The organism is Chryseobacterium sp. FG46 (assembly GCF_057809135.1).
This window is the reverse complement of record NZ_JBMDJJ010000008.1, coordinates 92,286-117,968: the sequence shown is the minus strand read 5'-3', so window position 1 is coordinate 117,968 and position 25,683 is coordinate 92,286. Positions and strand designations below refer to the sequence as shown.

Below are 25,683 nucleotides of genomic sequence, written 5' to 3'. Positions count from 1 at the left end.
TTTAATCTAATGTATTTAAAATTTTAGTCTGACACACAAAATCACTTTTAGGAACATTTGTAGAGGCAATTGCATTAAATCCACCTTCAATTTCTGAAAAATTTCTGTATCCTCTTGCCTGCAGGATACTTGCTGCCATTGTACTTCTGTAGCCGCTTCCACAATGCATATAGAAATGTTCTGTTGGCTCTATCGTATGAATCCAATCATTGATATAGGCCAGAGGTTTTCTGTATGCGTCATGAATATGTTCTGCATTGTATTCACTTTCTCTTCTTATATCAATGATTTTTGCTTCTTTTTCTTTGATTTCAGTTTCAAACTGTTCTGCTGAGATACGGTTGACAAGGTCTGTTTCCTTTCCGCTCTTTTTCCAGCTTTCAAAACCTCCATCCAGGAAACCTAAAATATGATCAAATCCTACTCTGCTCAACCGCGTTACCGCTTCTTCTTCAGATCCTTTTTCAGTAACGAGCAGAATAGGCTGGTTGACATCAGCAATTAAGGCTCCCACCCAAGGGGCAAAATCACCGTCCAATCCTATATTAATGGACTGCGGGATAAAACTTTTGGCAAAATCACGGTTATTTCTTACATCTAATATCAAAGCACCTGAAGCTTCAGCAATTTCCTCAAATTGTTCTGGAGAAAGAGCGTGCAACCCTTTTGAAAGAACTTCATCAAAACTACTGTATCCTTTCTTATTCATCATCACATTCATTCCGAAATAAGCTGGCGGAGGTAAAAGTCCATCTGTCACTTCTTTTATAAAACTCTGTTTGTCCTTTTGATTCAGGGCATAATTGGTTCTTTTTTGATTTCCCAATGTATCTACGGTTTCTTTCTGCATATTTTTACCGCAGGCTGAACCGGCTCCATGAGCTGGATAAACAATGATATCATTATGTAAAGGTAAAATCTTATTGTATAAACTATCGTATAAAACCCCTGCCAGTTCTTCCTGAGTCATATTGGCTCCTTTCTGTGCCAGATCAGGACGGCCTACATCTCCGAGGAATAAGGTATCACCACTAAAAAGAGCCTTTTCATCACCATTCTCATCAATCAACAGATAGCATGAGCTTTCAAGGGTGTGTCCAGGTGTATGAAGAACTTTAATTTTACTATTTCCTATGGTAAATATTTGCTGATCTTCTGCAATGATGGCATCAAACTCGGGATGGGCTGTCGGGCCATAAACAATTGGCGCTCCGGTTTTATCACTTAAATCCAGGTGTCCGCTTACGAAATCTGCATGAAAATGAGTTTCAAAGATGTATTTCAATTCTACTCCATCTTCTTTCAGTCTGTTAATATAGGGCTGTGTTTCTCTTAAAGGATCAATAATTGCGGCTTCTCCTGATGAGGTAATATAGTAAGCCCCCTGAGCAAGGCATCCTGTATAAATCTGTTCTATTTTCATTATATTTTATTTTTTATTCTGTTATCTGATACAAATTTCCTGCTTTCCTTTTTCCTGTACAGCTACTTTTGTTACATAAGAACATTAAAGGAAGATTTCTTTCGTAATAATATAAATGCCCATGATCAGGATAAACCACCCGAATGCAGGTTTAAGCTTTTTACCGTCAATCTTTCTGGATAATTGTGAGCCTATTATAATTCCTGCTATGGCAATGGCTGTAATAGAAATCAGAAGTTTCCATTCTATTTTCATATGGTTTACAGAAGAAAAAAAGCCGATCAGAGAATTGAGAGAAATAATAACCAATGAAGTTCCTATTGCAATCTTCATGGGAATCTTTAAAAGATTGACTAATGCCGGAATAATCATAAAGCCGCCTCCCGCTCCTACCAATCCGGTCAGGACACCGACTACAGAACCCTGTCCGGCTGCCAGAAAAGCGTTATTATTATTCGGAATACTTTCTAAAGGTTCTTTTGAGGAATCTTTTTTTATCATTTTATAGGAAGCCAGAATCATCAAACCAGCAAAAACCAATAATAAAAAAATATTCCTGGTAACACTAAAATCCTGTATTCTAAACACTTCCTGAGGAATTAAAGGAAGAAGATATGTTCTGGTCAGAAAGATGGAAATAACAGATGGAATTCCAAATATCAACGCCATCTTAAAGTTGACCAATCCTTTTTTAAAGTACGACATAGAGCCTACCAAACTGCTAATTCCCACTACAAAGAGTGAATATTCTGTTGCCAGAAAAGCATCGATACCAAAAAGATAAACAAGGACGGGAACAGTGAGAATACTTCCTCCACCTCCTATTAAACCTAGAGAAATTCCAATTAAAATTGCGGCTGTATATCCTATAATTTCCATTTCTATTCAAATAATTCTGATGCAAAAATGGGAATGTGGGATGAAGCCTACAGCTACTTTTGTTACATAAGAAGATTGCTTCACCTTTGGTTCGCAATGACAGGTTGACCAGCTCATCAATTTTTTTTGAATTATTGCCAACTATCCGGGGGAGGAGAATATGTGTGTCTTTTATGTGATTGAGGAGAATATTATAGATTGAGGGTTTTCAAAAGAGTGATTTTATTTCTGCCCAATTTTAGTTTTCCGTCTTCTTCCAGCTGTTTGAGAAGTCTGGAAACCACTACCCTTGCCGTTCCCAGCTCGTTAGCCAGCTGTTCATGAGTGGTATTAATGGTTTCAGAACCTGTAAGTCCGGATTTTTTCTGCAGCAGATTGAGAAGTCTTTCGTCTACTTTTTTGAAAGCAATGGCATTGATAATATCCAGTAGTTCTTCAAATCTTTTATGGTACAATCTGAAAATGTAGTCCAGCCATTCCGGATGTTCCCTGATGAATAAAGATACTTTATCTATAGGTAAGAACAGTATTTCCGCGTCTTCTTCAATTTCCGCTTTTACGATACTTTTTTCATTGTGCATGCCCCCCAGAAAAGACATGATGCAGCTTTCTCCGGCCTTGATATAGTACAATAAAATTTCACGTCCGTCTTCTTCTGTTCTGATCACTTTCAGCATTCCTTTCATCACGATAGGAATGGAACGAATGGAAGCATTTTCATCTAAAATAATGTCTCCTTCATGGTAATTTTTGGTTGTACCATACTGATACAGCTTTTCTACCAGGTCTGGCGACGATGAGAATTCGGAAGAAAGTATAGTGTCGTCCTGCATTTTTTTATTCTAATTTACACCAATTTCATCAACAAACAACCATGCTTTGGAATCTGCTCCGGGATTTCCTGCCGGAATAATACCAGCATTTTCAATAGTTACTTTCAGGTATTTCGCATTTTGCGTTCCTACATTCACTTTAATTTTTCCATTGGCTTTCTGAATTTCAGAGGTTTCGATTTCTTTGATCAGTTTAAAATTCTTATTATCGTCAGAAACAAAAATTTTAGCAGATTTAGCCAGATGAATCCAGCTTCCTTTATTCTCAAGGGTATTGAAATACACTTCTGAAAAAGCTGTTTTCTGACCGAAATCTATGGTTGCCACTACATCTTTCCCCTGAAAGCCCAGCCATGTTTTACCCAGCTGTTTTACATTTCCTATAATTCCGTCTACTAAGGTGAAAGCTCCTCCAAAAGAATAGTTTTCACTCGGTTGCTGTTCTAGGGTTATGTTTTTTCCCGTTGTTTTTGAAATTATAAATTGCTGCGAAGAAACAGCACTCTTTAATTGTCCGTCTTGAAAATAGGCTGATTTAACTGTTAAAGAATTAGGAATCTGAACTGCCTTCTGATACGTCTCAGAATGGATAGAAGGGTTTGTTCCGTCCAGCGTATATCGGATACCGTTAGGATTTTGCGAAGTTGAAAGCTCATAAGCAATTCCGTTATTGGAAGGAATTACTTTTCCTGTAATATTATAAATGCTTCTCGCATAATTTACCTTCATATCATCCAGAACTTTAAACTGGCTGATCACTCTGTTTTCAAATTCTTTATAATTCTTGGGATCTGATGTTCCCCATCCCACTTCAGAAAGTGCCATTAATCTTGGGAAAATCATATATTGTACCTGTTTAAAATCTAGAATATATTCCGTCCACAGATTAGCCTGAACTCCCATAATATATTGTGCCTGCTCTGCATTCAGTTCGGAAGGGACAGGATTGTAGGAATAGACTTTTTCCAAAGGAGTAAATCCTCCAAAAGCATTAGGCTCAGACTGCGGATCTCCCTGATAGTGATCAAAATAACAGTAGGCACCAGGAGTCATTACGGCAAAGTGTTTTGCTTTTGCTGCTTCAATACCTCCGTTCACGCCTGTCCAGCTCATTACTGCTGCATTGGGAGCTAGCCCGCCTTCTAAAATTTCGTCCCAGCCAATAATTTTCCGGCCTTTGCTGTTAACATATTTTTCAATCCGATGAATAAAATAGCTTTGCAAGCCATGTTCATCTTTTAAATTATTTTTCTTAATCAGTTCCTGGCAGTGTGCACATTCCTTCCATCTTGTTTTCGGGCACTCATCACCACCAATATGAATATATCGTGAAGGGAATAATTTGATGACCTCATCCAAAACATTTTCCAGAAAGGCAAAGGTTTCATCTTTAGGGCAGAAAACATCATCAAAAACGCCCCATTTCGTAGCAGGTTCAAAAGGTCCTTTGGTACATGCCAGTTCAGGATATGCTGATAAAGCTGCCAATGCATGTCCCGGCATTTCAATTTCCGGAACAACGGTAATGTGTCTGTCCTGAGCGTATTTTACTACGTCTTTTATTTGTTCCTGTGTATAAAAATAAGGACCGTAAGGTTTTCCGTCAAAAGTATTATCCACATAAGCCCCAATCATGGATTCTTTACGTTTTGAGCCAATCTGAGTAAGTTTCGGATATTTTTTGATTTCAATTCTCCATCCCTGATCATCCGTTAAATGCCAGTGAAAAGTATTAAGCTTGTACATCGCCAGATAGTCAATATATTGTTTCACTTCGTCTACTGTGAAAAAGTGACGGCAGACATCCAGGTGCATTCCTCTCCATGCAAATTTCGGTTGGTCTTCAATCTTCATTGCCGGAATTTTCTTACTCTCTTTATATTGTTCGAAAATCTGAGCCAGCGTCTGTAGCGCCAGGAAATACCCTTGTTTAGTATAAGACTCAATATGAATTTGTTTTGGAGAAATTTCTATCGAGTAGTATTCTTTCTTCTGTTCAGCTTCTCCTCCCGCAACAAGAGGAATTATAGAATTCTTTAAATGAATATCATCACCCTTCTGAGCATATTGAAATTTTAACTGTGAGCCTATTCTTTTTTTGAAATAATCCGTTTCTTCTTTCGGAAGATTCCCATTTAATAAGAAGGCTTTGGGAATTAAAAATTCTCCCTGTAAAAGTTGAACTTTTTGAGGGTAAGGAATTACATTTAATTTATTTTGAGCAAAAATCACGTTTGAAATCAATACAAAAAACACTAAAAAAGTCCGTATCATTAGATGGGGTTAAGGTTTGAGCTAAGATAATTATTTTTCAAAACTCTTTGAACCTTTTTAAAAACAAATTAAATACTCTCAATTGTTTAGATTCATATAAAATGAATAATTTGCAGTTGTTCACCATTCTGTCTAGAAATTATTCTATTCAATACAGTGTATTATGGTGTGCTTTTTGATCAATTTAGTTGGCTTTAAAAAAATTAAAGGTTTAAATTTGTAAAAAAACAGGATGAAAAAAAACATTTTTCTGGCAGCCGCTTTATTATTTTCTTTCTCAGCTCAGGCACAAATTTTTGATATTATAAAATCTGCTGTTAAAGATAAAACCGGTGTAGATCTTAATGTTCCGGTAAAAAATAATGGTACAACAGTTCCTGCTAAAACTACCACTACAACTTCTGGTTCCAACCCTTCATCTTCCAACCTTGGAAACCTTACTTCCGGTCAGATTTCCTCAGGATTAAAAGAGGCTTTAAACATGGGTGTAACGGATGGAGTAAAAAAACTGGCCGTAACAGATGGTTTTTTCAAAAATGAAGCGGTAAAGATTTTAATGCCTGAAAAATTAAGAAAAATTGATACAACTCTACGTTCAATCGGAATGGGAAGCCTTGCTGATGAAGGGGTAAAATTATTAAACAGAGCAGCTGAAGATGCCGTAACAGAAGCTGCACCTATTTTTACAAACGCTATTACTTCTATGACCATTACAGATGCTAAAAACATCTTATTAGGAAGTAATAATGCAGCAACTAACTATCTGCAGGGAAAAACCCAGACTCAACTATTCAATGCCTTTCAACCCAAAGTAAAAGCTTCTTTAGGTAAAGTAGGTGCTGATACACTTTGGAAAAATCTGATTTCAAAATATAATACATTTACAGGGCAGGCTGTAACAACAGACCTTAACGAATATGTTACTACAGAAACCATAAACGGAGTTTTTAAAATGGTGGCAGACAAAGAGAGCGGAATCAGGAATACGCCCGCTATGAGAACTACGAGTATTCTGCAGAAGGTATTTGGGGCTCAGGACGGGAAATAAATGAGATGTTAGATTTGCATACTAACCGTTTAGATATAAAAGCTGTTTCAATGATGAAACAGCTTTTTTTGCTCTAATTTCTTTTGTCTTGAAATCGAAGATTCGACGTAGTCAAACAAAAGAAACAAAAGATCTCTTCGCTAAAAATAAATCCTGTTCTCTAAAAATTCTAAACTTGCACGAATTCTTTATTTCTTAATCGGTTCTGAATTGGTCTCGCGCTTCGGACAGGAGAATTTTCTTAACGTTCTTAGGAATTATTTTTTTAACGCTGCGAGTTCCTATGTTGGTTTAAAAAATTTCGGCCTCACAAAGTGAGGCCGAAATTTTTATATTTATTATCAGATTAGAACTGCATTTCAGGAATCTCTCCTTCAATAATCAGATCTGCTTCTGTTGCTTTGATAATATCTTCTACAGAAACGCCTGGTGCTCTTTCTAACAGCTTGAATCCTGCCGGAGTTACATCCAGAACAGCTAATTCAGTAACTACTTTTTTCACACAGTTTACGCCAGTTAAGGGAAGTGTACATTTTTTAAGGATTTTGCTTTCGCCGGCTTTATTTACGTGCATCATTGCAACAATAATATTTTCAGCAGAAGCTACAAGATCCATGGCACCCCCCATTCCTTTCACCATTTTCCCGGGAATTTTCCAGTTGGCAATATCTCCGTTTTCCGAAACTTCCATGGCACCAAGAATGGTAAGGTCTACTTTCTGACCACGAATCATCCCGAAACTGAAGGCAGAATCAAAGAATGAGCCTCCTTCCAGAATAGTAATAGTCTGTTTTCCGGCATTGATGATATCAGCATCTTCTTCTCCTTCGAAAGGGAAAGGTCCCATCCCCAAAACTCCATTCTCACTCTGGAATTCTACGGAAATACCTTCCGGAACATAGTTGGCAACCAAAGTAGGAATCCCAATTCCCAGGTTTACATAATAACGATCTTTGAGTTCTTTTGAAATTCTTTTGGCAATTTGTTCTTTTGTAAGCATAATAAAAACTTAGACTGCAATTTAATTATTTTCACTTGAATACAAAAGGGCTTTGTTGTATTCAACAATTAACACTGTTAGTTAAAATAATATCTGTAATTTTGTTCCATTATTTTTTAATAGAATGAAAATACTTTTTAGATATCTTAAACCCTATCAGTGGCTGATAATCATCTCTTTATTTTTGGCTACGATCAACCAGGTTTTTTCTTTATTTGCTCCGGCGATCACAGGAAATATCCTTGATCAGCTGGTTACTCATCCCAACTTTTTTGATAAAGAAAAGCTATTGCCCCGAAACCTGAATGAATATTTATACGGAAGTTCTGTATATCACGGAGCTTTTTATTTTTTGGGACTGCTTATCGGAACAGCAATGGTGAGCAGAATTGCCAAAGCCTTTCAGGATTATGTAGTCAGTGTGATCACTCAAAAGTTTGGAGCGAAAATATTTACAGACGGTTTAAAGCACTCTATGGCACTCCCTTATCAGGAGTTTGAAGATCAGAGAAGTGGTGAAACCTTATCCATTTTAACCAAAGTAAGAGAAGATACGGTCAAATTCATCACAAATTTCATCAATATATTCTTTGGAATTCTGGTGAGTATTATTTTCGTTTCCGTGTATGCGATCCGCTTACACTGGTCTATTATGCCGGTTTATATCTGTGGTATTTTCTTTATTGCCATTGTCACCAATTTATTGAGCAAGAGAATAAAAGTGATTCAGAAAAATATTGTGACTGAAACCACAGCTTTAGCCGGAAGTACTACTGAAAGCTTGAGAAACATTGAAATTGTTAAAAGTTTAGGATTAACCAATCAGGAAGTGATCCGTTTAAATAACAATACGTATAAGATTCTTGGCCTTGAACTGAGAAAGGTGAAAAGCATCCGTTCTCTGAGTTTTATTCAGGGAACCATGGTCAATTTTCTTCAGCAGTTGATTACACTGACCCTTTTATTTTTAATTTTTAAAAATATTGTCACGCCAGGTCAGTATTTATCTCTGATGTTTTACGGTTTCTTTATTTTCGGGCCTATGCAGGAAATTGGAAATATTATTATTTCTTATCGTGAGGCAGAAGCTTCTCTTCAGAATTTTGACCGTTTGATGAAAAAAGAGGTAGAAGAAAAACCTATTCATCCGAAACAAATCGGAGCTATTGAGGAACTGGAATTCAAACATGTTTCTTTCAAGCATCAGTCTGCTCAGTACAAAGCTTTAAATAACATTTCTTTTGATCTTAAAAACGGTGAGACCATTGCTTTTGTAGGACCGAGTGGTTCCGGTAAGAGTACTTTGGTGAAACTATTGGTTGGATTGTACAGGCCTCAGGAAGGGAATATTTTTTACAATGGAATCAATGGAAAGGAATTTGATTTTGATGAACTGAGAAACCAGATTGGTTTTGTAACACAGGATACCCAGTTATTTGCAGGAACTATTAAAGAAAACCTTCTTTTCGTTAATCCTTCAGCTACTGAGGAGGAACTGGCCATTGCTCTTCAAAAATCAAGCTGTACCGCATTGCTGGAAAGAGCCGAAAAAGGAATTGAAACCGTTATCGGTGAAGGTGGTCTGAAACTGAGCGGCGGTGAAAAACAAAGAATTGCCATTGCCAGAGCTCTTTTAAGAAAACCTCATCTGTTAATTTTTGATGAAGCTACTTCTGCTCTGGACAGTATTACGGAAGAAGAAATTACCACAACCATTAAGGATATTTCGAAAGAAAAGGAACAGATCACCGTCCTCATTGCCCACCGTTTAAGTACGATTATGCATGCGGATAAAATCTATGTTCTTGAACGCGGGCAGGTTGTAGAAACCGGTTCTCACGCCAGTCTTATTGATGAAAAAGGACTTTACTACGCCATGTGGAGACAACAGATCGGAGAAAGAAAAACACTTACTCCTCAAGCATAAAAAAAGCGCTGATGAAATATTCAGCGCTTTTATTTTTATGGTTTGAGCTTATTCTTTAGTTCTTACGGTTCTCTGCTCAATTCTTTTTTCAAATTTTTCTCCCTGGAAGATTCTCTGAATCATAATTCCCGGAATATGAATTTCGTTCGGATCTAATTGTCCCGGTTCTACCAATTCTTCTACTTCAGCAATGGTAATTTTTGCAGCACCTGCCATCGGATGGTTGAAGTTTCTTGCAGATCCCTTGAAGATAAGATTTCCTGCATGATCACCTTTCCAGGCTTTTACGATAGAAAAATCTGCATCGTAAGCATGCTCCAGAATATGAGGTTTTCCTTTGAATTCTTTTACCTCTTTACCTTCCGCTACTTCAGTTCCGTAACCTGCCGGTGTGTAAAATGCCGGAATTCCCGCCTGAGCAGCTCTGCATTTTTCAGCTAAAGTTCCCTGCGGAGTAAGTTCTACATCCAATTCACCTGAAAGCATCTGTCTTTCAAACTCAGCATTTTCTCCTACATAAGAAGAGATCATTTTCTTAATCTGTCTTTTGTGAAGCAGTAATCCTAATCCGAAATCATCCACTCCTGCATTGTTTGAAATACAGGTAAGATCTTTCACATCACTTTCTACCAAAGCATTGATTGAGTTTTCAGGAATTCCGCAAAGTCCGAATCCGCCAAGCATCAGTGTCATTCCATCATTAATTCCTTCGATGGCTTCCTTTGCATTTTTTACTCTTTTATCTATCATGAAATATTAGATTTTTCTGTTGGCTAAATTTAATAAATTTTCCTGTATATCTGATGAATGTAAACAGTACTGAATTTCATGCTTTTTGGAGACCGTATTTTCAAATATTTAAAAACATCATAATCAAAAAGTTACAACAAAAACCGAACAAGTCTGTTCATTTTTTATTTTATTTCTCGTCAATTCGATTTATATTTGAAACCTCAAAGACGAAAATACAGTATGTTTTATTGTATTTGGATGCAATTTAAACACAATTTTAATGTAAAAATTATTCAATGCTAAATCATTACAATTTCTTTCACACTATTTAATCTTCTATAGACATACCATCACATTAATTATAATATAAATCAATTTCAACAAAAGCATGAAAAAATTATTCACCTCAGCATTACTTGCCTTGGTTCTAAGTGTCAACGTATATGCACAGGAAAAAACGTATTTCGATGAAAACTGGGAAAAAACCACTGCAGACAACATGGAGTATTATCGTGAAACGACTCCTAAAGGAAAACTTACCTTTATCAAAGATTTCTATAAGGACGGAAAACTTCAAATGGAAGGATTGGCTTCAGACACTACCCCTAACAGTGAAGTTTTCGAAGGAAAAGTAACCTGGTATACTTCTGAAGGAAAGGTTCAGAATTTCGCCACCTATTCCAACGGTCAACAGGTTGGCCCGGCTCAGACTTATGATACGAAAGGCAGGCTGACAGAAGATTTGGTATATAAAGCTGATGGAAATTTTTCAGGAAAGATGTTCAGCTATAAAGATGCTGAAGACGGAATGGATTTTAATATTCTGGTTGATTACGAAAACTCAACGCCTGTAAAAACAACCGTTTATGATGATGACATTAAAGACATCAGAAATGAAACCATCATTGATAAGGACGGTAATACCGAAACAAAATATTACGGTGAAAAAGGAAAATATCTTGGCAGCAGCACTACCTCCGGTTCGGGTGAAAATATGATGGTAGATTACTATTCCAGTCCAATGAGAATCTCTAAGATAGAAAAATACAGAAAGGACGGCAGTGTAAAGGAAGGTATAATCTACAGCAAAAGCGGAAAGATTTTACAGGAACAGAAAATGAATAAAAAAGATGGCTATAAAACCACTTATGATGAGTCGGGTAAAAAAATAGGCCATCTGGTATACCAATATGATAAGGAAAATGATGTTTATAATCCAATGGACGGGGACGATTATCATCTGGCTTATGAATATTCACAGATTTCCTCTATTGATACTTATGAAAAAGGCTCAAAGATAACCAGTAAATATTTTGATGAAGATGGAAAGCTATCCTCCGAGCAATTTTTAAAAGATGATCTTATCCAGGAAATTAAATATTATTCCCCGGATGGAAAGCTGAAATCTACATTAACATACAAAGATGGCATCCCTTATAATGGTACTACTTATCAAAGCTTTAATGAAACAGTCTATAAGGAAGGTATTGTTGTAAATATCAAAAACTTTTTTGAAGGTGATAATACGAAGCTGAGTTTTGAAAAAAAGCTGAACGCTAAAAAAACAGGCTATGATGCAACCGTTTATGATACCAAGGGCACTATTTTATATACATTCACACAACCGATCAGTGAAGACGGGGAAGAGTATTCCTTCACAGCACAAATCACACAGTATATAAAAGGGAAGCCTGCCAATAAGTCTTCTGTAAAAGCAGGTGTTATTCAAAGCGGAAAAATCAGAATAAAAACATGGGATGGAGCTAAAGAACTTGAACGCAGCGGGAAATGGATTCTGTTAAAACTTTATAATATGGATGGAAAGCTCATTCAGGAAACTAAAACGCTGGCCGATACTCAGGATGAAAATGCTTCTGCTGAAAACCAGACGCTGCTTAACGAGGATGATCTGTACTATCCATTTGACTAATTAACACAACTATATATTGAAGGCGGTTTCATTTTTTGGAATCGCTTTTTTGTTTAACAACCAATGGGCAGAGGTTTTCACAGATGTTTCTAGTTTAATATACCCTATTTTTAACATTTAAGAAAATCAAAGATTTTTAAAGATTTTTAAAGACTTTTGTGACTTTTGTGGTTTGTTTTTGACCACAGATGGCACAGATTTTCACAGATGTTTCTAGTTTAATATACCCTATTTTCAACATTTAAGAAAATCAAAGATTTTTAAAGACTTTTGTGACTTTTGTGGTTTGTTTTTGACCACAGATGACACAGATTTTCACAGATGATTATGAAGAATCATATTTATTTACATCAATAAAAAAGAGGCTATCATTTCTGACAGCCTCTTGATTATAATTGTGTGTTTTAGTTTAACCTACTGAATAATCAATTTTAAAGTAAACAGTTTTCTTCCGTGTACTTTTACATAATAAACGCCTGCCGGAAGATTCTCATTCACCAAAGAAAAACGTTGGTTATTGATATTTTTCGAAACGTACAATAATTCTCCCGAAGCTGAAACCAGTTCTATTTTTTCAATCGGGTAATCGCTTTTAATAAAAGTAGGCTGTCCCGGTTTGGTTGGGTTTGGATACAATACTACATTTTTTTCTGTACTTCTGGTTTCTTCAGTGCCTAAAGTAGGTGAAGCTACCTGGAACTGTACTCTGTTTGAAACTTCTGTATAGGAATCATTCGTAAACATTACCATGTAGTAATTTCCTGGTGTTGCAGGTACCGCTGTTCCCTGAATGGTTTTTGTTCCCTGAGTTATTCCGTCAAAATAGGTATAAGAAACAAAATTATCATCCGGTGTCTGAACACTTTGAGGATAGATTCCCAGCCAGTCTTTAATGATTCCCGGAGAATCCGTCCATGAAGCCGTAATATTTTCACCCAATGTATATACCGGTTTGTTGATCCAAAGATCTGTAACGATATCTCCTACTTTGAAGAATACCTTCTCCCCGATTCCGTTATATCCGTCCTCCAATAAGTACTGAGCATAATAATATCCTTTCGGAAGTCCTGTGAAATTAAGAGTTCCTGATGCCGTTGTTACATAACTCCATTTGATAGAAGCAGTCGTTCCCGGAGTCTGTCCCATTTTATAAATTCCGATCCAGTCTTTCTGTAAATTGGGTCCATCTATAAAATTGATTGTAACCGTTCCTCCTACCGGATACGTATCAGCGGTAGTCTGCAACTGTACTTTCGGTCCTACATAGAAATTTTTTCTTGGAGTGATTTCTGTATATCCTCCATTGGCAAAGAATCCTGCAAAATACTGACCTTTAGTAGCCAGACCATTATTGAACGTTACTGTTCCCGCAGTCTGTCCATTTGTATAAATATAACCCTGTGAAGTGGTAGAAGCCGGAGTTTGTCCCTTTTTATAGATTCCAACCCAATCCTGCTGATTTCCCGGACCTCCGGTAAATGTAGCGGTGATAGCTTCATTTTGGGCATATTCTGTTTTGTTTAAAGTAAATGTAGGATTTGAAACCACACTTCCTGTAATTTCGAACTGCTTCACATCACTCCAGTCACTCCACTCAAGGTTTCTGTCTCTGTAACGTGTTTTTACGTAATAGATTCCGTTGGGAATAGAATTCGCAGCCAGTGTTGCTTTTGTGATGTCTACTCCATCATTCAGGTTTTTCGTTTTATCAGGAGTTCCGTTTCCGTCTTTTCCGAACCAGTTTTCAAAATCGCGGTAGAATTCCTTTTCAATCACAGAGAAATTCGAGGCTTTACTGATCTGGAACTGTGTTGTATTTAAAAGTTCTCCGTTAGAAGATGAAAATGCACTTCCATTCAATGTTAAAGGTAATGTAATTGGACCTGAGAAAGTATTTGTAATGGATGGTTTTGCAGGTTTAGGCTGATTTTTATATCTGTGGAAAGAATCTACCAACACATTGTTTTTCTTGTTGTAAACTCCACCGATTGAATAGCATTCGATATCTACTTTTCCGGTTGGGACATCTACTTCTACAATCTGATAGGTCCAATCTGTCAAAGTTTTCTGAACATCATCAAAATCCTGCTCATTAGACATTCCCCAATACTGATCCCATGCTGTTCCTCCGGAAATAATCTGATAATTCGGTGTATTTTTAAGCTGTCCTCTGTGATACAGATGGTGATGTGCTCCTACATGCATTAGATATTTGTCAGAAGTTACCAGAAGCGGTACAGCATTTTCTCTTACCCATGTAGAAATATCGCCTACATACTGCTCAGCCTGATACGGTCTGTGGCTTAAAGAAATAATCCAGTCTACTGTAGAATCATTGTTGGCCGCCGTTAAGATCTGCTGAAGCCATGTCTGTTGAGCTGATCCGGTATGTTCAGAACTTAAACTTACAAACAATACATTTCCTGCCTGCTGGGCATAATAATTCTCATTTCCTGAGCTTATCCCTTTATAACTGATTTCATCAATATAAAAATGGGCATAGTAAGAATTCATTCCCATCGTTCCGTAGGTTTCATGGTTTCCTACTGTTGTCTGAATAGGCAGATAAGGTGATAATTTGATATTCTTTTTAAAGTGGACATTTTCATAGTGGTCCAATGTACCTACGTCTACCTGGTCACCTACCATAAAAGTAAGCGCAATATTATCTGACGGATCTGAAGTTGCTCCGAATTTTTCTTTTAATTTTTTATAGGCATTCAAAGTAAGCGTATCATATCTTGGCTCTGCTTTGATCTGATTGTCTCCCATAATAAGGAAACGGATCTTTCCATTGGCAGTTACAGCCTGTCCGGGTAAAGGAAGTGTTCTGAAATTGTAAACAGCAGACTCACTGCTTCCTGTTTTAATCTTATAATAATATTTAGTATTCGGCTGAAGATTAGCAATCTTTGCTGTGTGATAATAGTAATTGTTGTTGTATCCCGTATCTGAGAAGATATTGGTAGTTCCCGTTACGGTTACGTTCAGATTCGTTGGAGAATCTCCGTAGATTACGGTTGTTTCATTATTGGAAGCTGTTTTCCAATTGACGATCATAGAATTCGGAGTCGGGTTTTGCAAATAAGGATACAAAGCCTGCCCGAAAGCCATCTGGACCGCGAAACAAAAAAAGAAGAAATAATGTTTCATAATAGCTTTAGTTTTAAAATAACATATAGTTTTAAGTTGTGAATCAGGAATTTAAAAAACCGTTATCCGGATTTTTTACTTCGGGCAAAAGTAGAATTCCCATATAAACTCTGTCTGATGGAATTTTAAAGAAACCGTTAATTTTTTAGCAAAACCGGAATGAAAAAATTATAGTTTTTAGTACATTAAATATTTGGCGTATTCAAAAACTATTTTGTACATTTGCAACCTGTTATTCAACCTCTGACGAAGAACGTGTAAGTTGCTTAGCTTTAACATTTTATTTTATTAATAATGGATTTATTAAAGTACGTACAAGACAAGTACATTGCGAAAAAAGAATTCCCTGAATTCAAAGCAGGTGATACAATTACGGTGTATTACGAAATTAAGGAAGGACAAAAAACCAGAACTCAGTTCTTCAAAGGAACAGTTATCCAATTAAGAGGTACTGGTTCTACAAAAACTTTCACTATCAGAAAAATGAGTGGTGATGTAGGTGTAGAAAGAGTATTCCCTATTAACATGCCTGCACTTCAAAAAATCGAAGTTGATAGAAGAGGTAGAGTTAGAAGAGCTAGAATTTACTACTTCAGAGACCTTAGAGGTAAAAAAGCAAGAATCAAAGACGCTGCTTACAAGAAGAAATAATTCAGACAACAATACATACAAAAAGAGGCTGTTTACTTGTAAACAGTCTCTTTTTTTGTTTCAATATTTTTTACTTTTTATAGGGAGTTCCTTCTCCGGTTTCCAGAAACTTTTTCAGACTGCCAAGAAATTGCAGCCAGCCACCCGAGCAGATCTCATAACACTCAATATCCGGATTCAGGCCGATATGAGTAAGTTTTATCTGAATAATTTCTTTCTTTTCCTCTATTTCCCAGACAATTGTTGTCCCGATCCATTCTGTCTGGTTGTTTAATTCGGGAAGGGCAATCAATGAGTCTTCAACCAACCAGACAATTCCTGTATTGGCGGTTAATTCTTTCACACGCATTGTTTTATGGATGTTATCTCCAAATCTTATGGTAAAAAGATTTCCTGCCTCAGAAGATGAACCTTCAAACAATTCAGTCCACCAAAGAGGAATTTCATAAGTGAAAGCATAATATACTTTATCTGCAGTAGTGTTGACCTCAAGTATATGCATGTAGTTCTCAACACCATTTGTATTAATCGTTTTCATAAAATTATTGTATTGGTAGTACAATTTTATTAAATTTACTATGAATCAAGCTTTTCATAGGACAAGAAACATTGTATGACACCAACCATGTCAAGGTTTACAATCGTACTTTTTATCAGCTGCAAAAAGATTATTCATTCTTCATAAGATATTGCAAAGGTGTTGAGCCTGTCTGTTTTTTGAAAAACTCAATAAAAGCACTGTCTGATGAAAAGTCCAGGATATACGATACCTCTCCTATTGAATTTCCTTCCACCAAAAGCTCAATAGACCTTTGTAACCTCCATTGCTGCCTCCAATCCTGGTAAGACAGCCCGGTTTCTTTTTTAAAAATACGGCTGATCGTTTTCTCCACTGCTCCAGTTTTTTCTGCAAGATCTTTCAGCATTGGCGGCAAAGAATCACGTTGTGTCCATTCTTCAACTGTTTTTTTAAAACGCCTGTCCTGTGGCATTGTAAGTGTCAGTTTTTCTTCCGGAGCCCTTTGCATTTCATCCCAGAATACTTTTAAAAGATTGGTTTGATCGTTTTTGAGAGCTGACCATTCCCAAAAACAAATCCTTTCTATAATTTCTTTTAACAAGGCATTGACATGAAGAACTTTCAGATCCGGTTTTATATACTTTTTGGAATAATCTTCATCAAAATAAATAGATCTGTAGGCCACAATATTTCTGAAATTCACTCGATGAACTTCACGGGCAGGAATCCAAAGCATCCTGAACGGAGGAAGAACCAGCTGTCTGTCAGAAGTTCTAGCCGTCATACAGCCGGATGGCGCATATAACAACTGAGACTTTGTTTTATGAAAATGAAAACCGGAATCATGCAGGACCATGTCAGAAGCTATTCCAATTACTTTTTCCGGGATTGAATCTGCATCAAAGTATTGATTTTGTTTCAGCACAGCCATGTCTTATTTCTGATACTTTTTGTTTTTATATCATTATAAATATACAGCGTTTTTTTGGAAACTTTGCAGGAAAAAAAATGAAAAAGACAAATCCTATCTGGCTGCTGACGGTTCTTGTGATGCTTCCGCAGTTTGTAGAAACCATTTACAGTCCTGTTTTGCCTATGGTACAGGAACAGTTTGGAGTACATGAAGAAGCAGTTACCTTAACAATCAGTTTATATTTTATAGCATTTGCGCTGGGTGTGGCATTCTGGGGAGTTCAATGTGACAGGATCGGAAGGAAAAAATCATTGGAATACGGACTCATCACCTATGGAATCGGAACTTTGACTGCTGTTTTTGCTCCTGATTTTATAATCCTTCTTGGAGCGAGAATTATTTCTGCATTTGGAATTTCAGTGGGTTCCATTGTGACACAGACCATTTTAAGAGACACTTTTGACAAAGATAATCTCAATAAAGTATTTTCATGGATCGGAATCGGCTTATCAATAAGTCCTGTAATAGGAATGATTACAGGTTCAATACTGGCTTCCTCCGGCGGACATCAAGGTGTATTTATTACATTGTTTATCATAAGTATACTTTTTTTAATACTTTCCAGAAAAAAAATTTCAGAAACTCATCATTTCACAAAGGAAATTAACCTGAGTGTTTTGGGGAGCTTACTTATGCGAATGTTTCGGGACCAGGAAATTATCAGGTGCTGCCTGCTGATCATGAGCTTTAATGTTCTGTTATTTTCATACTATTCACTCGGTCCATTTATTTTTAAAGAAAATCATTATTCCTCTTATGTTTTTGGATACAGCAGCATAATACTGGCTTGCGGCACCTTTGCGGGAGCAAAGCTAAATAGATTTCTATTACTGAAGAATATACAACCTGAATATTTAATTAAAGTGAGTACATTTTCCACATTGGCTGCTTCTGTTTTTGTCTGGATTCTGGCAGGTACAGGAATTTATTTTATTATTCCCTATTTCTTCATTGTGATGGCATTCAGCATTGCGATTCCTAATATTTTAAGCACTGCATTGATTCATTATAAGAACGAAACAGGGAGTGCCGGTGCTTTATTAGGATTAATTTATTATGTTCTGATAGGCTTAGGATTGGTAAGTATTGGATTTATACAGAATCTGGGAATTTCCTGTGTGCTGTTTTCAGGAATTGGAGTTTGTACTTTATTCTTCTTTGAAAATAAGAAACATTAAGTTTAACTATTTTTTATTAAACTTAATGTTTCAAATATTTTTATTTTTTTACTGTATAAAACTATACAGTGCTTCAAAAAATTTCGGGTATACTTCTATATGAGGAAGGTGTCCCACGTTATCAATCTCTACCAGCTTTGAACCTGCAATTTCACGTTGGGTTTTCTTTCCCAATTCCTGATATTGACCCATTTTCGGCTGAAGTTCTTTAGGCGCTCTGTCCTTTCCTATTGCTGTTCTGTCTCTTGTTCCGATAATAAGCAATGTGGGAACTTTAATATTTTTAAATTCATAACATACCGGCTGATTGTAAATCATATCCGAAGTAAGTGCTGCGTCCCAGGCTACCTGAGGATACTCTTTATGAAGTGTCCATCCTGCAATTAAGTCAAGCCAGGGTTGATATTCTTCTTTCCATTTGTTGTCATAATAGAATTTCAGCTGATAATTTTTATAGGTTTCCGCTGTATTTTTAAGTTCATACTGATAGGCCTGATCAATGGTCTGGTAGGCTGCAAAAGTCTTATAGTCTTCCAATCCGATTGGGTTTTCCAGAATCAGTTTCTGTACTTTTTCAGGATATAATAATGTAAATCTGGTCGCTATCATTCCTCCCATTGAATGCCCCAGTACTATGGTTTTATCTATTTTCAATTCATCCAGAACTGCTTTTGTATTTTCTGCCAGCTGCGAAAATGAAAACTGGTATGCATGAGGTTTTGAGGATTTTCCAAATCCTATCTGATCAGGAATCACTACCCGGAATCCTTTAGCAGAAAGGTCTTTAGCCGTTCTCTCCCAGTACGCTCCATTAAAGTTTTTGCCGTGGAGAAGCATGACCGTTTTTCCGTTGGGTTTTTGTGGCTTTACATCCATATAAGCCATTTTCAAATCTTCGCCCTGAGACCTGAAACTAAAAAAATGAACTTCGTAAGGATATTGAAAATCAGAAAGCATTGCATCCAGAGGCTTTACCTGTGAAAATATAAAACCAGAGACCGACAAAGCAAAAGCGGTCATTATATTTCTGAAATGTTTCATGAAACTTTATTTTAGGGATTAAAATTAAAAAAACCGTTCCTTTTGGAGCGGTTTCAACTGTTATTTTTAGTTAAATATTTTTTATATAATTATGCCATTGAAACATCTTTTTCTTTTTTTGAAGGCAAATTCATCAAAACAATCGCAAAAAGAATCAGGACAATTCCTACCCACTGGATGAAAAATACTTTTTCTCCCAGCAAAACAAAAGCCATGGTAACGGAAACCGGAAGTTCCAGTGATGAAACGATACTTCCAAGTCCCAATCCTGCATTGGGAAACCCAACATTAAATAAGATGGGTGGAATAATAGTTCCAAAAAGCGCCAGTACAAATCCATACGTGAGAAATATTGAATAATTAAAAGGATGAATATGTTCTGTATTATCTGTAAAATTCAGGTATAAGGATTTTAAACCATCAAAATACATGGGTCCTATCTGAGCAAAGAATAAAAATGCAAATACCACTACTGAACCTCCTGCCAGCATAATAATACTCTTCCTGAAAACCGGAAGATGAGTAGCCAGCGTATTGGAGGTGAACATCGTCAAAGTATATGAAGCGGCTGCCATCAGCCCCCAGAATACTCCGTGCCAGTCCAGTTCTATTTCCATATTAATAAGATTGGTTGCCAGAACAGTTCCCAACAAAACGATAACCACAGAAACCACTTTTCTTGCGTTGGGTAATTTTTTTGTAAGGATACTTTCTACCACTACACTGAACCATACCGACTGCATCAGTAATACAATAGCAATAGAAACATTGATATATTGCACCGCAATATAGTAGAATAAACTTGTTCCCCCCAAGGAAGTTCCTGCAAGCAAGAGCAATCTTACTTCTTTAGAACTTGGCAGCGATAATTTCTGCTTTGAGGTTAGGGTCTGAATAAAGTTAAGGATCAAAAGTCCTGTCAAACCTAATACGAATTGGGAAGTAGTTACTTCTGAGGTTGTAAAACCATCGTGATAAGCCATTTTTACAAAAGTGGCCAACATACCGTATATACTAGCTCCAATTCCTACAAATAAAACACCTTTTAGTATATTTTTCTTCTTCATAATTTTTTAACAGCCTGCAAAGGTACGACATATAAATTAAACCTATCTGAAGTGTTATGGTGATAGATAAATAAAATCGCCACAAGCAAGCTTGTGGCGATTTTGAGATTAATTATAAAAGTAAATTATTTTTTAACCATTACTTTGGAAGCTGCTTCGAAACCTAGTCCTTTGATTTTAACCATATAAGTTCCGTTAACAAGATTACTTGTAGAAATTGCTTTCTTGGCATCCGGTGAGATTTTATCTTCTGAAGAAACCAGTTTACCAGACATATCATACAATTCTACACTTACTTTTCCAAGAGTATTGCTTGGGAATTTAATGTAGAATTCATCCTTGGCAGGGTTTGGATAGATAGAAATGTTATTGTTCTTATCTGCCTTTACATCATTGGTAGCCAATAAACATGCTTCCGGAACGTTAAAGTCCTGAACCTGGTCATTGATATTATTTTTAGCGCCTGCAGATGCATTCACTCCTAAACCTCTTCTTGCAAAAACTCCCCAGATCATACATTTATCCTGTCCCTGAGTAGTTGCCATCTCAGCTGCCAATATTGCATTTCTTCCATCAATAAAGCTAGGATTACAGCCCTGAAGTTTAAGAGCATCTGTTACTAACTGTAGTACTTTTGTGCTTCCGTTAGGGGTTGTTGACAGCACATCTGAAGCATAACCATATTTTTCAACATATTTCCAGTGAAGATCCCATAACATTGTTGCCCAGACAAAACCAATTGAGTGTACATCCGGAACAATTGCTGATCCGTTATTGTATTCCATTCCGTTGGTATTTCCGTATGTAAATCCGTTAACCGTTAAATTTGTAGAATATTTTGCAGGTCTGATACCGCCACCTGTAATAGGCTGACCTATTGCATAAGTACCAGTACCTCTCGCTACTGTTGCATCGTCTCCAGCTTTGTTAGTCAGCATTAAAGCAAAGAAATCAGACCATCCTTCTCCCATCTGTTCTTTACTTACTCCTGAATTCAGACAGTTGTATCCGGTACCTGTCATTCTGTTGGATATTCCGTGACCATATTCATGGGTTACGATTCCGTTATCAAAGCTTCCGTCAGGAGTCATATTTCCTTTTAAGGTAACATTTACTGTGGTACTTGCCGCAAGCTGAGTTTTGATATATTCTCCTTCTGCATTGTTAATAAGTACCGAAGGAATCGTAATTGTCGGATCATTACCGGCCATATTTCCTATAGTAGCACCATTTGCAACGTTATTATATACAATAGCCGCTTTAGCTCCCGCATCCTGAAGATTTTTTACTTTAATAGCAAAGGAACATGTTCCTCTTTCAACCAGTCCTATTTTATTAGTCAATGAACTTGCAGGTAAAGCCGTACATCCATCTAAAACTGATGAAAGTGCTACATCTCCTGTTAATCCGTTCATAGGTAATGGATTACCGAACTGTGCAGTTCCGGCTCCCGGTGTACGAGTTACAGCCGCACTTGGTGCATTATAGAAAAAAACTCTTCCTACCGGAGACCAAAGATACATTTGCATTCTTCCATTATAACCATCCTGCCCTGAAGAGAAGTTCGCATTATTTAATCCGCTTCCATCCTGCGCCTCTGCATATACAGAATCATCATCTCCTCCAACAGGTCCGTTACCAAAATTGTTCTGCTGGAAATTTCTGGCAGATTCTGTAAATCCAAATTTATAGAAAATGTCATGAATTCTGTTATTCAGATAAAATAAATTTGTAATGGCAGCATTTCTGTTATTTAACGGAGTTTCATTGATGTTAAAAGGGAAATCAAAATTTCTTGTTGCCCCTCCGTCTGCCGGAGTTCCTGTAAGATAATCAGGTGCTGTTAAAGCTGTTCCGGCCGAATCTTCATAGGCAAAAACATTATTTCCTCTTGTAATAGTGTAATGATTGGTTCCGTCAGAATGCCATCCTTCAGGAGAAGCACTCAGTATCCAAGGGTTGGTAATAATTGATCTTGAACCAAAAGTTGGTGCCTCAATAGGCAATGGAAACACATTATATGAAGCATTATCAGGTAAAAGCAACGGAATATTATTATTCTGAGCTATATTATTCTGAGGTCCCACCAAGGTATTTTCAAAATGATCGGCGTGAGTATATTCTGCATCGGATGAATAAGCATCGTGATGAAAATTACAAGATAATGTAAGATTATTTTTCAATAGGATATTTCCATTATTGGCATCTATTACAATATTCCAGTAATTAGGCGATTTTGGCTCCATTAAGGTATATTCATATGCCAAACGCAGGTTTCCGCTCTCATCAGTTGCATATACCAGTCTTTGATTCGCTGAAGTAGCTTTTTTCTGAGTTTTTTCAAGATACTCAAGAATAGTGAAATTCGCAATATCAGGATTCTTCAGATCTTCAGCAATCTTTTGAAGTGCTGTACTTTTACTGATAGCAGCTGTACCTGATGTAGATGCAGTATAATCTTTTACAAAATTATCTGTGTAGTAAACAATTTTATTGTCCTGAATCAATGCTGTTCCTACAGAACTGTATACCGGCAAACCGTTATAAGTCTGTAAAAATTTAACAACATTACCATTCAATGATTTTGAAGGATCTACATTATCAACAATAATATTATTCAGATCAGATTTTTTATATTCCCTTATCTTATTTTGAGAAATATAATCTTTTATCAGTTTTTCATTATTCTGTCCGAACAATATTGCCGGAAATACAGAAAATACCGCAAATAAAATAGGTAGAGCTTTGTTTTTCATATCCATTATTAAAGTCGCTAATCTACAAATAATTCACATAACTTTAATAATTTTCATAGTAAAAATTAAACCATAAATACATAAAAATAAAAAAAATAACTATAAAATTAATTTACATATTTCTCAATAGCGAGAACTTTGAATTATATTTATGCCTACCACCTTATGTTTGCCATATTATTTATTTTTTTTCATACAAACATTTTCTATTTATAAGTCATTTTAATGAATATAAATTTTCGACACCAACAGAAATCAGTTTTTACTATTTTACCTTATAGCTTTTGTTTTTGAAGGTCATATTACATTTTACACTCCCTTGCCCTATGCGCATAAAAAAAGCCGCTCAAATGAGCGGCTCCTTATTTATCAATGGTTCAAAGATTATTTACCTTCTTCCATTTTTCTTTTCAACTCTGCTAATGCATCGATGTCTCCAAGAGTAGATCTTTCTTCGTTGTTAGAAGAAGAAGTTACGTTTCTAGAAGAAGATTCTTTTACGTTTTTCTTTTCTTCGTCTCTGAAGATACCTGTGTGAGATACTACTACTCTCTTGAATTCTTTGTTGAATTCGATTACTTTGAATTGAGCATCTTCACCTTTTTTGATTTTAGATCCATCTTCTTTCTCTAATAATCTTGAAGGGCAGAATGCTTCAACCTCAGCATCTTCGAATTGAACAGAAGCTCCTTTATCGTGAACTTCTACAGCTTTACCAGCGTGGATAGTTCCTTCAGCATATTTAGTTTCGAATTTATCCCATGGGTTTTCAGTCAATTGCTTGTGACCTAGAGATAATCTTCTAGCCTGGATATCTAATTCAAGAACTACAACGTCTAATTTATCACCTACTGCGCAGAACTCAGATGGATGCTTGATTTTCTTAGTCCAAGAAAGATCAGAGATGTAGATTAATCCGTCGATACCTTCTTCTAACTCTACGAATACACCAAAGTTAGTGAAGTTTCTTACCGTTCCTACATGCTGAGATCCTACAGGATACTTAGCTTCGATGTTTTCCCATGGATCTTTAGACAATTGCTTGATACCAAGAGAAATTTTTCTTTCTTCTCTATCTAAAGTTAATACTTCAGCTTCTACTTCATCACCTACTTTTACGAAATCTCCGGCAGATCTTAAGTGAGTAGACCAAGACATTTCAGAAACGTGGATTAATCCTTCAACACCTGGAGCGATTTCTACGAATGCACCATAGTCAGCAAGAACTACTACTTTTCCTTTTACTTTGTCTCCTACTTTCAAGTCAGCAGAAAGAGCATCCCAAGGATGAGCTTCTAATTGCTTCATACCTAATTGGATTCTTGTTTTCTCATCATCGAAATCAAGGATAACCACTTTTACAGTTTGTCCGTCCTCAAGGATTTCAGATGGGTGGTTCACTCTAGACCAAGAAAGGTCTGTAATGTGGATCAATCCATCAACACCTCCTAAGTCAATGAATACACCGTAAGAAGTGATGTTCTTAACAGTTCCTTCAAGAACCTGACCTTTTTCAAGCTGAGCGATGATTTCTTTTTTCTGACCTTCGATATCTGCTTCGATCAATGCTTTGTGAGATACTACTACGTTTTTGAACTCAGGGTTGATTTTCACAACTTTGAACTCCATAGTTTTTCCTACGAACTGATCGTAATCTTTAATTGGCTTAACGTCAATTTGAGAACCAGGTAAGAATGCTTCGATTCCGTGAACGTCAACGATCATACCACCTTTAGTTCTTGATTTAACAAAACCGTTAACGATTTCTCCAGTTTCGTGAAGTTCGTTTACTTTATCCCAAGCTTTAAGCGTTCTAGCTTTTCTGTGAGATAACTGTAATTGTCCGGTTTTGTCTTCTCTCTTGTCAACCATTACTTCTACCTCGTCACCTACTTTAAGGCCTTGGTTGTAACGGAATTCGTTAAGAGAGATAACACCTTCAGATTTGAAGTTGATGTCTACGATAGCTTCTTTATCAGTTAATCTTACAACTTTACCAACTAAAACGTCATTATCGTCTAGGTTGTTTAATGATCCGTTGTAGATTTCTTCTAAATCGCTTTTTTCTTTTCTCGCATCTGCATCAAGACCTGATTCGAATGAATCCCAATCAAATTGTTCTGGTGCTACGTTTTGGTTTAATAAAACCTCTGCTGAATTTGTCTCTTTTGACATTTTCTAATAAAATTTGTATTCCTTCTTTTTTAACGGTTTGAATAAATGCAGATTAAAAAATACGGAAGTAATTAATTGTAAGTAATTTACCCTTCAAACCTTTTCGCCACAAAAGTGGGTGCA

At 36.4% G+C, this 25,683-nt stretch carries 18 protein-coding genes; 5 read left to right on the top strand and 13 right to left on the bottom strand.

All coding sequences use genetic code 11. The features are described 5' to 3' along the window. Nucleotide 1: 1 nt before the first annotated feature. The 4 genes from ACODR7_RS08255 to ACODR7_RS08240 all read right to left on the bottom strand — a co-directional run bounded on the left by ACODR7_RS08255 (nt 2) and on the right by ACODR7_RS08240 (nt 5,409). The gene (locus tag ACODR7_RS08255) at nt 2-1,423 is read right to left on the bottom strand and encodes an MBL fold metallo-hydrolase (RefSeq protein WP_488838602.1); all 1,422 of its coding nucleotides are present in this window, start codon (nt 1,421-1,423) and stop codon (nt 2-4) included. Nucleotides 1,424-1,507: 84 nt separating this feature from the next. Further along, complete coding sequence (locus ACODR7_RS08250; RefSeq protein ID WP_488838601.1) at nt 1,508-2,302, bottom strand: sulfite exporter TauE/SafE family protein; 795 nt, start codon at nt 2,300-2,302, stop codon at nt 1,508-1,510. Nucleotides 2,303-2,493: 191 nt separating this feature from the next. Beyond that, nucleotides 2,494-3,135, bottom strand: a complete 642-nt coding sequence (locus tag ACODR7_RS08245; RefSeq protein ID WP_488838600.1) for a Crp/Fnr family transcriptional regulator — start codon at nt 3,133-3,135, stop codon at nt 2,494-2,496. Nucleotides 3,136-3,144: 9 nt separating this feature from the next. After that, complete coding sequence (locus ACODR7_RS08240) at nt 3,145-5,409, bottom strand: glycoside hydrolase family 20 protein (RefSeq protein ID WP_488838599.1); 2,265 nt, start codon at nt 5,407-5,409, stop codon at nt 3,145-3,147. 232 nt (nt 5,410-5,641) lie between these two features. On the opposite strand from ACODR7_RS08240, the gene ACODR7_RS08235 reads away from it, so the two are divergent. Next, entirely contained in the window at nt 5,642-6,457 is an 816-nt protein-coding gene (locus ACODR7_RS08235; RefSeq protein ID WP_488838598.1) for a DUF4197 domain-containing protein, read from the top strand. Between the two features lie 346 nt (nt 6,458-6,803). On the opposite strand, the gene ACODR7_RS08230 is transcribed toward ACODR7_RS08235, so the two are convergent. Continuing rightward, nucleotides 6,804-7,457, bottom strand: coding sequence for a CoA transferase subunit B (locus ACODR7_RS08230; RefSeq protein ID WP_488838597.1), 654 nt, complete (start codon nt 7,455-7,457; stop codon nt 6,804-6,806). Nucleotides 7,458-7,581: 124 nt separating this feature from the next. Between ACODR7_RS08230 and ACODR7_RS08225 the strand changes: the two genes are divergently transcribed. After that, entirely contained in the window at nt 7,582-9,384 is a 1,803-nt protein-coding gene (locus ACODR7_RS08225; RefSeq protein ID WP_076597114.1) for an ABC transporter ATP-binding protein, read from the top strand. A 48-nt stretch (nt 9,385-9,432) separates the two neighbouring features. Here the strand turns inward: ACODR7_RS08225 and ACODR7_RS08220 are convergent, their stop codons facing one another. After that, on the bottom strand, nt 9,433-10,134 hold the full coding sequence (locus tag ACODR7_RS08220) for a CoA transferase subunit A (RefSeq protein WP_047376945.1): 702 nt from the start codon (nt 10,132-10,134) through the stop codon (nt 9,433-9,435). Nucleotides 10,135-10,504: 370 nt separating this feature from the next. Between ACODR7_RS08220 and ACODR7_RS08215 the strand changes: the two genes are divergently transcribed. Continuing rightward, the gene (locus ACODR7_RS08215; protein ID WP_488838596.1) at nt 10,505-12,046 is read left to right on the top strand and encodes a toxin-antitoxin system YwqK family antitoxin; all 1,542 of its coding nucleotides are present in this window, start codon (nt 10,505-10,507) and stop codon (nt 12,044-12,046) included. A 414-nt stretch (nt 12,047-12,460) separates the two neighbouring features. Here ACODR7_RS08215 and ACODR7_RS08210 read toward each other — a convergent pair whose 3' ends face one another. Next, nucleotides 12,461-15,199, bottom strand: coding sequence for a fibronectin type III domain-containing protein (locus tag ACODR7_RS08210; RefSeq protein WP_488838595.1), 2,739 nt, complete (start codon nt 15,197-15,199; stop codon nt 12,461-12,463). Nucleotides 15,200-15,493: 294 nt separating this feature from the next. Here ACODR7_RS08210 and rplS point away from each other — a divergent pair, with 294 nt between their 5' ends. Further along, on the top strand, nt 15,494-15,850 hold the full coding sequence (gene rplS / locus ACODR7_RS08205) for a 50S ribosomal protein L19 (RefSeq protein ID WP_002980648.1): 357 nt from the start codon (nt 15,494-15,496) through the stop codon (nt 15,848-15,850). Between the two features lie 70 nt (nt 15,851-15,920). Here the strand turns inward: rplS and ACODR7_RS08200 are convergent, their stop codons facing one another. Further along, a complete protein-coding gene (locus ACODR7_RS08200) occupies nt 15,921-16,388 on the bottom strand; it encodes an SRPBCC family protein (protein ID WP_488838594.1) in 468 nt (155 codons plus the stop codon). A gap of 130 nt (nt 16,389-16,518) precedes the next feature. Continuing rightward, nucleotides 16,519-17,301, bottom strand: a complete 783-nt coding sequence (locus ACODR7_RS08195; protein ID WP_488838593.1) for an AraC family transcriptional regulator — start codon at nt 17,299-17,301, stop codon at nt 16,519-16,521. Nucleotides 17,302-17,378: 77 nt separating this feature from the next. Between ACODR7_RS08195 and ACODR7_RS08190 the strand changes: the two genes are divergently transcribed. Continuing rightward, entirely contained in the window at nt 17,379-18,521 is a 1,143-nt protein-coding gene (locus tag ACODR7_RS08190) for a multidrug effflux MFS transporter (RefSeq protein ID WP_488838592.1), read from the top strand. A gap of 48 nt (nt 18,522-18,569) precedes the next feature. Here ACODR7_RS08190 and ACODR7_RS08185 read toward each other — a convergent pair whose 3' ends face one another. From ACODR7_RS08185 to rpsA, 4 genes are all read right to left on the bottom strand, one after another. Beyond that, nucleotides 18,570-19,562, bottom strand: a complete 993-nt coding sequence (locus ACODR7_RS08185; RefSeq protein ID WP_488838591.1) for an alpha/beta fold hydrolase — start codon at nt 19,560-19,562, stop codon at nt 18,570-18,572. Between the two features lie 89 nt (nt 19,563-19,651). Continuing rightward, nucleotides 19,652-20,629, bottom strand: a complete 978-nt coding sequence (locus tag ACODR7_RS08180; RefSeq protein WP_076597119.1) for an EamA family transporter — start codon at nt 20,627-20,629, stop codon at nt 19,652-19,654. Between the two features lie 125 nt (nt 20,630-20,754). Beyond that, on the bottom strand, nt 20,755-23,385 hold the full coding sequence (locus ACODR7_RS08175) for a T9SS-dependent M36 family metallopeptidase (protein WP_488838590.1): 2,631 nt from the start codon (nt 23,383-23,385) through the stop codon (nt 20,755-20,757). Between the two features lie 384 nt (nt 23,386-23,769). After that, complete coding sequence (gene rpsA, locus ACODR7_RS08170; protein WP_047095475.1) at nt 23,770-25,560, bottom strand: 30S ribosomal protein S1; 1,791 nt, start codon at nt 25,558-25,560, stop codon at nt 23,770-23,772. Nucleotides 25,561-25,683: the final 123 nt, after the last annotated feature.

Excerpts from the sequence above, each read along its gene's own strand:
- ACODR7_RS08245 (WP_488838600.1), bottom strand. The coding sequence starts at position 3,135 with ATGCAGGACGACACTATACTTTCTTCCGAATTCTCATCGTCGCCAGAC.
- ACODR7_RS08200 (WP_488838594.1), bottom strand. The coding sequence starts at position 16,388 with ATGAAAACGATTAATACAAATGGTGTTGAGAACTACATGCATATACTT.
- ACODR7_RS08175 (WP_488838590.1), bottom strand. The coding sequence starts at position 23,385 with ATGAAAAACAAAGCTCTACCTATTTTATTTGCGGTATTTTCTGTATTT.
- ACODR7_RS08240 (WP_488838599.1), bottom strand. The coding sequence starts at position 5,409 with ATGATACGGACTTTTTTAGTGTTTTTTGTATTGATTTCAAACGTGATT.
- ACODR7_RS08250 (WP_488838601.1), bottom strand. The coding sequence starts at position 2,302 with ATGGAAATTATAGGATATACAGCCGCAATTTTAATTGGAATTTCTCTA.
- rpsA (WP_047095475.1), bottom strand. The coding sequence starts at position 25,560 with ATGTCAAAAGAGACAAATTCAGCAGAGGTTTTATTAAACCAAAACGTA.
- ACODR7_RS08255 (WP_488838602.1), bottom strand. The coding sequence starts at position 1,423 with ATGAAAATAGAACAGATTTATACAGGATGCCTTGCTCAGGGGGCTTAC.
- ACODR7_RS08220 (WP_047376945.1), bottom strand. The coding sequence starts at position 10,134 with ATGATAGATAAAAGAGTAAAAAATGCAAAGGAAGCCATCGAAGGAATT.
- ACODR7_RS08195 (WP_488838593.1), bottom strand. The coding sequence starts at position 17,301 with ATGGCTGTGCTGAAACAAAATCAATACTTTGATGCAGATTCAATCCCG.
- ACODR7_RS08210 (WP_488838595.1), bottom strand. The coding sequence starts at position 15,199 with ATGAAACATTATTTCTTCTTTTTTTGTTTCGCGGTCCAGATGGCTTTC.
- ACODR7_RS08235 (WP_488838598.1), top strand. The coding sequence starts at position 5,642 with ATGAAAAAAAACATTTTTCTGGCAGCCGCTTTATTATTTTCTTTCTCA.
- ACODR7_RS08190 (WP_488838592.1), top strand. The coding sequence starts at position 17,379 with ATGAAAAAGACAAATCCTATCTGGCTGCTGACGGTTCTTGTGATGCTT.
- rplS (WP_002980648.1), top strand. The coding sequence starts at position 15,494 with ATGGATTTATTAAAGTACGTACAAGACAAGTACATTGCGAAAAAAGAA.
- ACODR7_RS08215 (WP_488838596.1), top strand. The coding sequence starts at position 10,505 with ATGAAAAAATTATTCACCTCAGCATTACTTGCCTTGGTTCTAAGTGTC.
- ACODR7_RS08180 (WP_076597119.1), bottom strand. The coding sequence starts at position 20,629 with ATGAAGAAGAAAAATATACTAAAAGGTGTTTTATTTGTAGGAATTGGA.
- ACODR7_RS08185 (WP_488838591.1), bottom strand. The coding sequence starts at position 19,562 with ATGAAACATTTCAGAAATATAATGACCGCTTTTGCTTTGTCGGTCTCT.
- ACODR7_RS08225 (WP_076597114.1), top strand. The coding sequence starts at position 7,582 with ATGAAAATACTTTTTAGATATCTTAAACCCTATCAGTGGCTGATAATC.
- ACODR7_RS08230 (WP_488838597.1), bottom strand. The coding sequence starts at position 7,457 with ATGCTTACAAAAGAACAAATTGCCAAAAGAATTTCAAAAGAACTCAAA.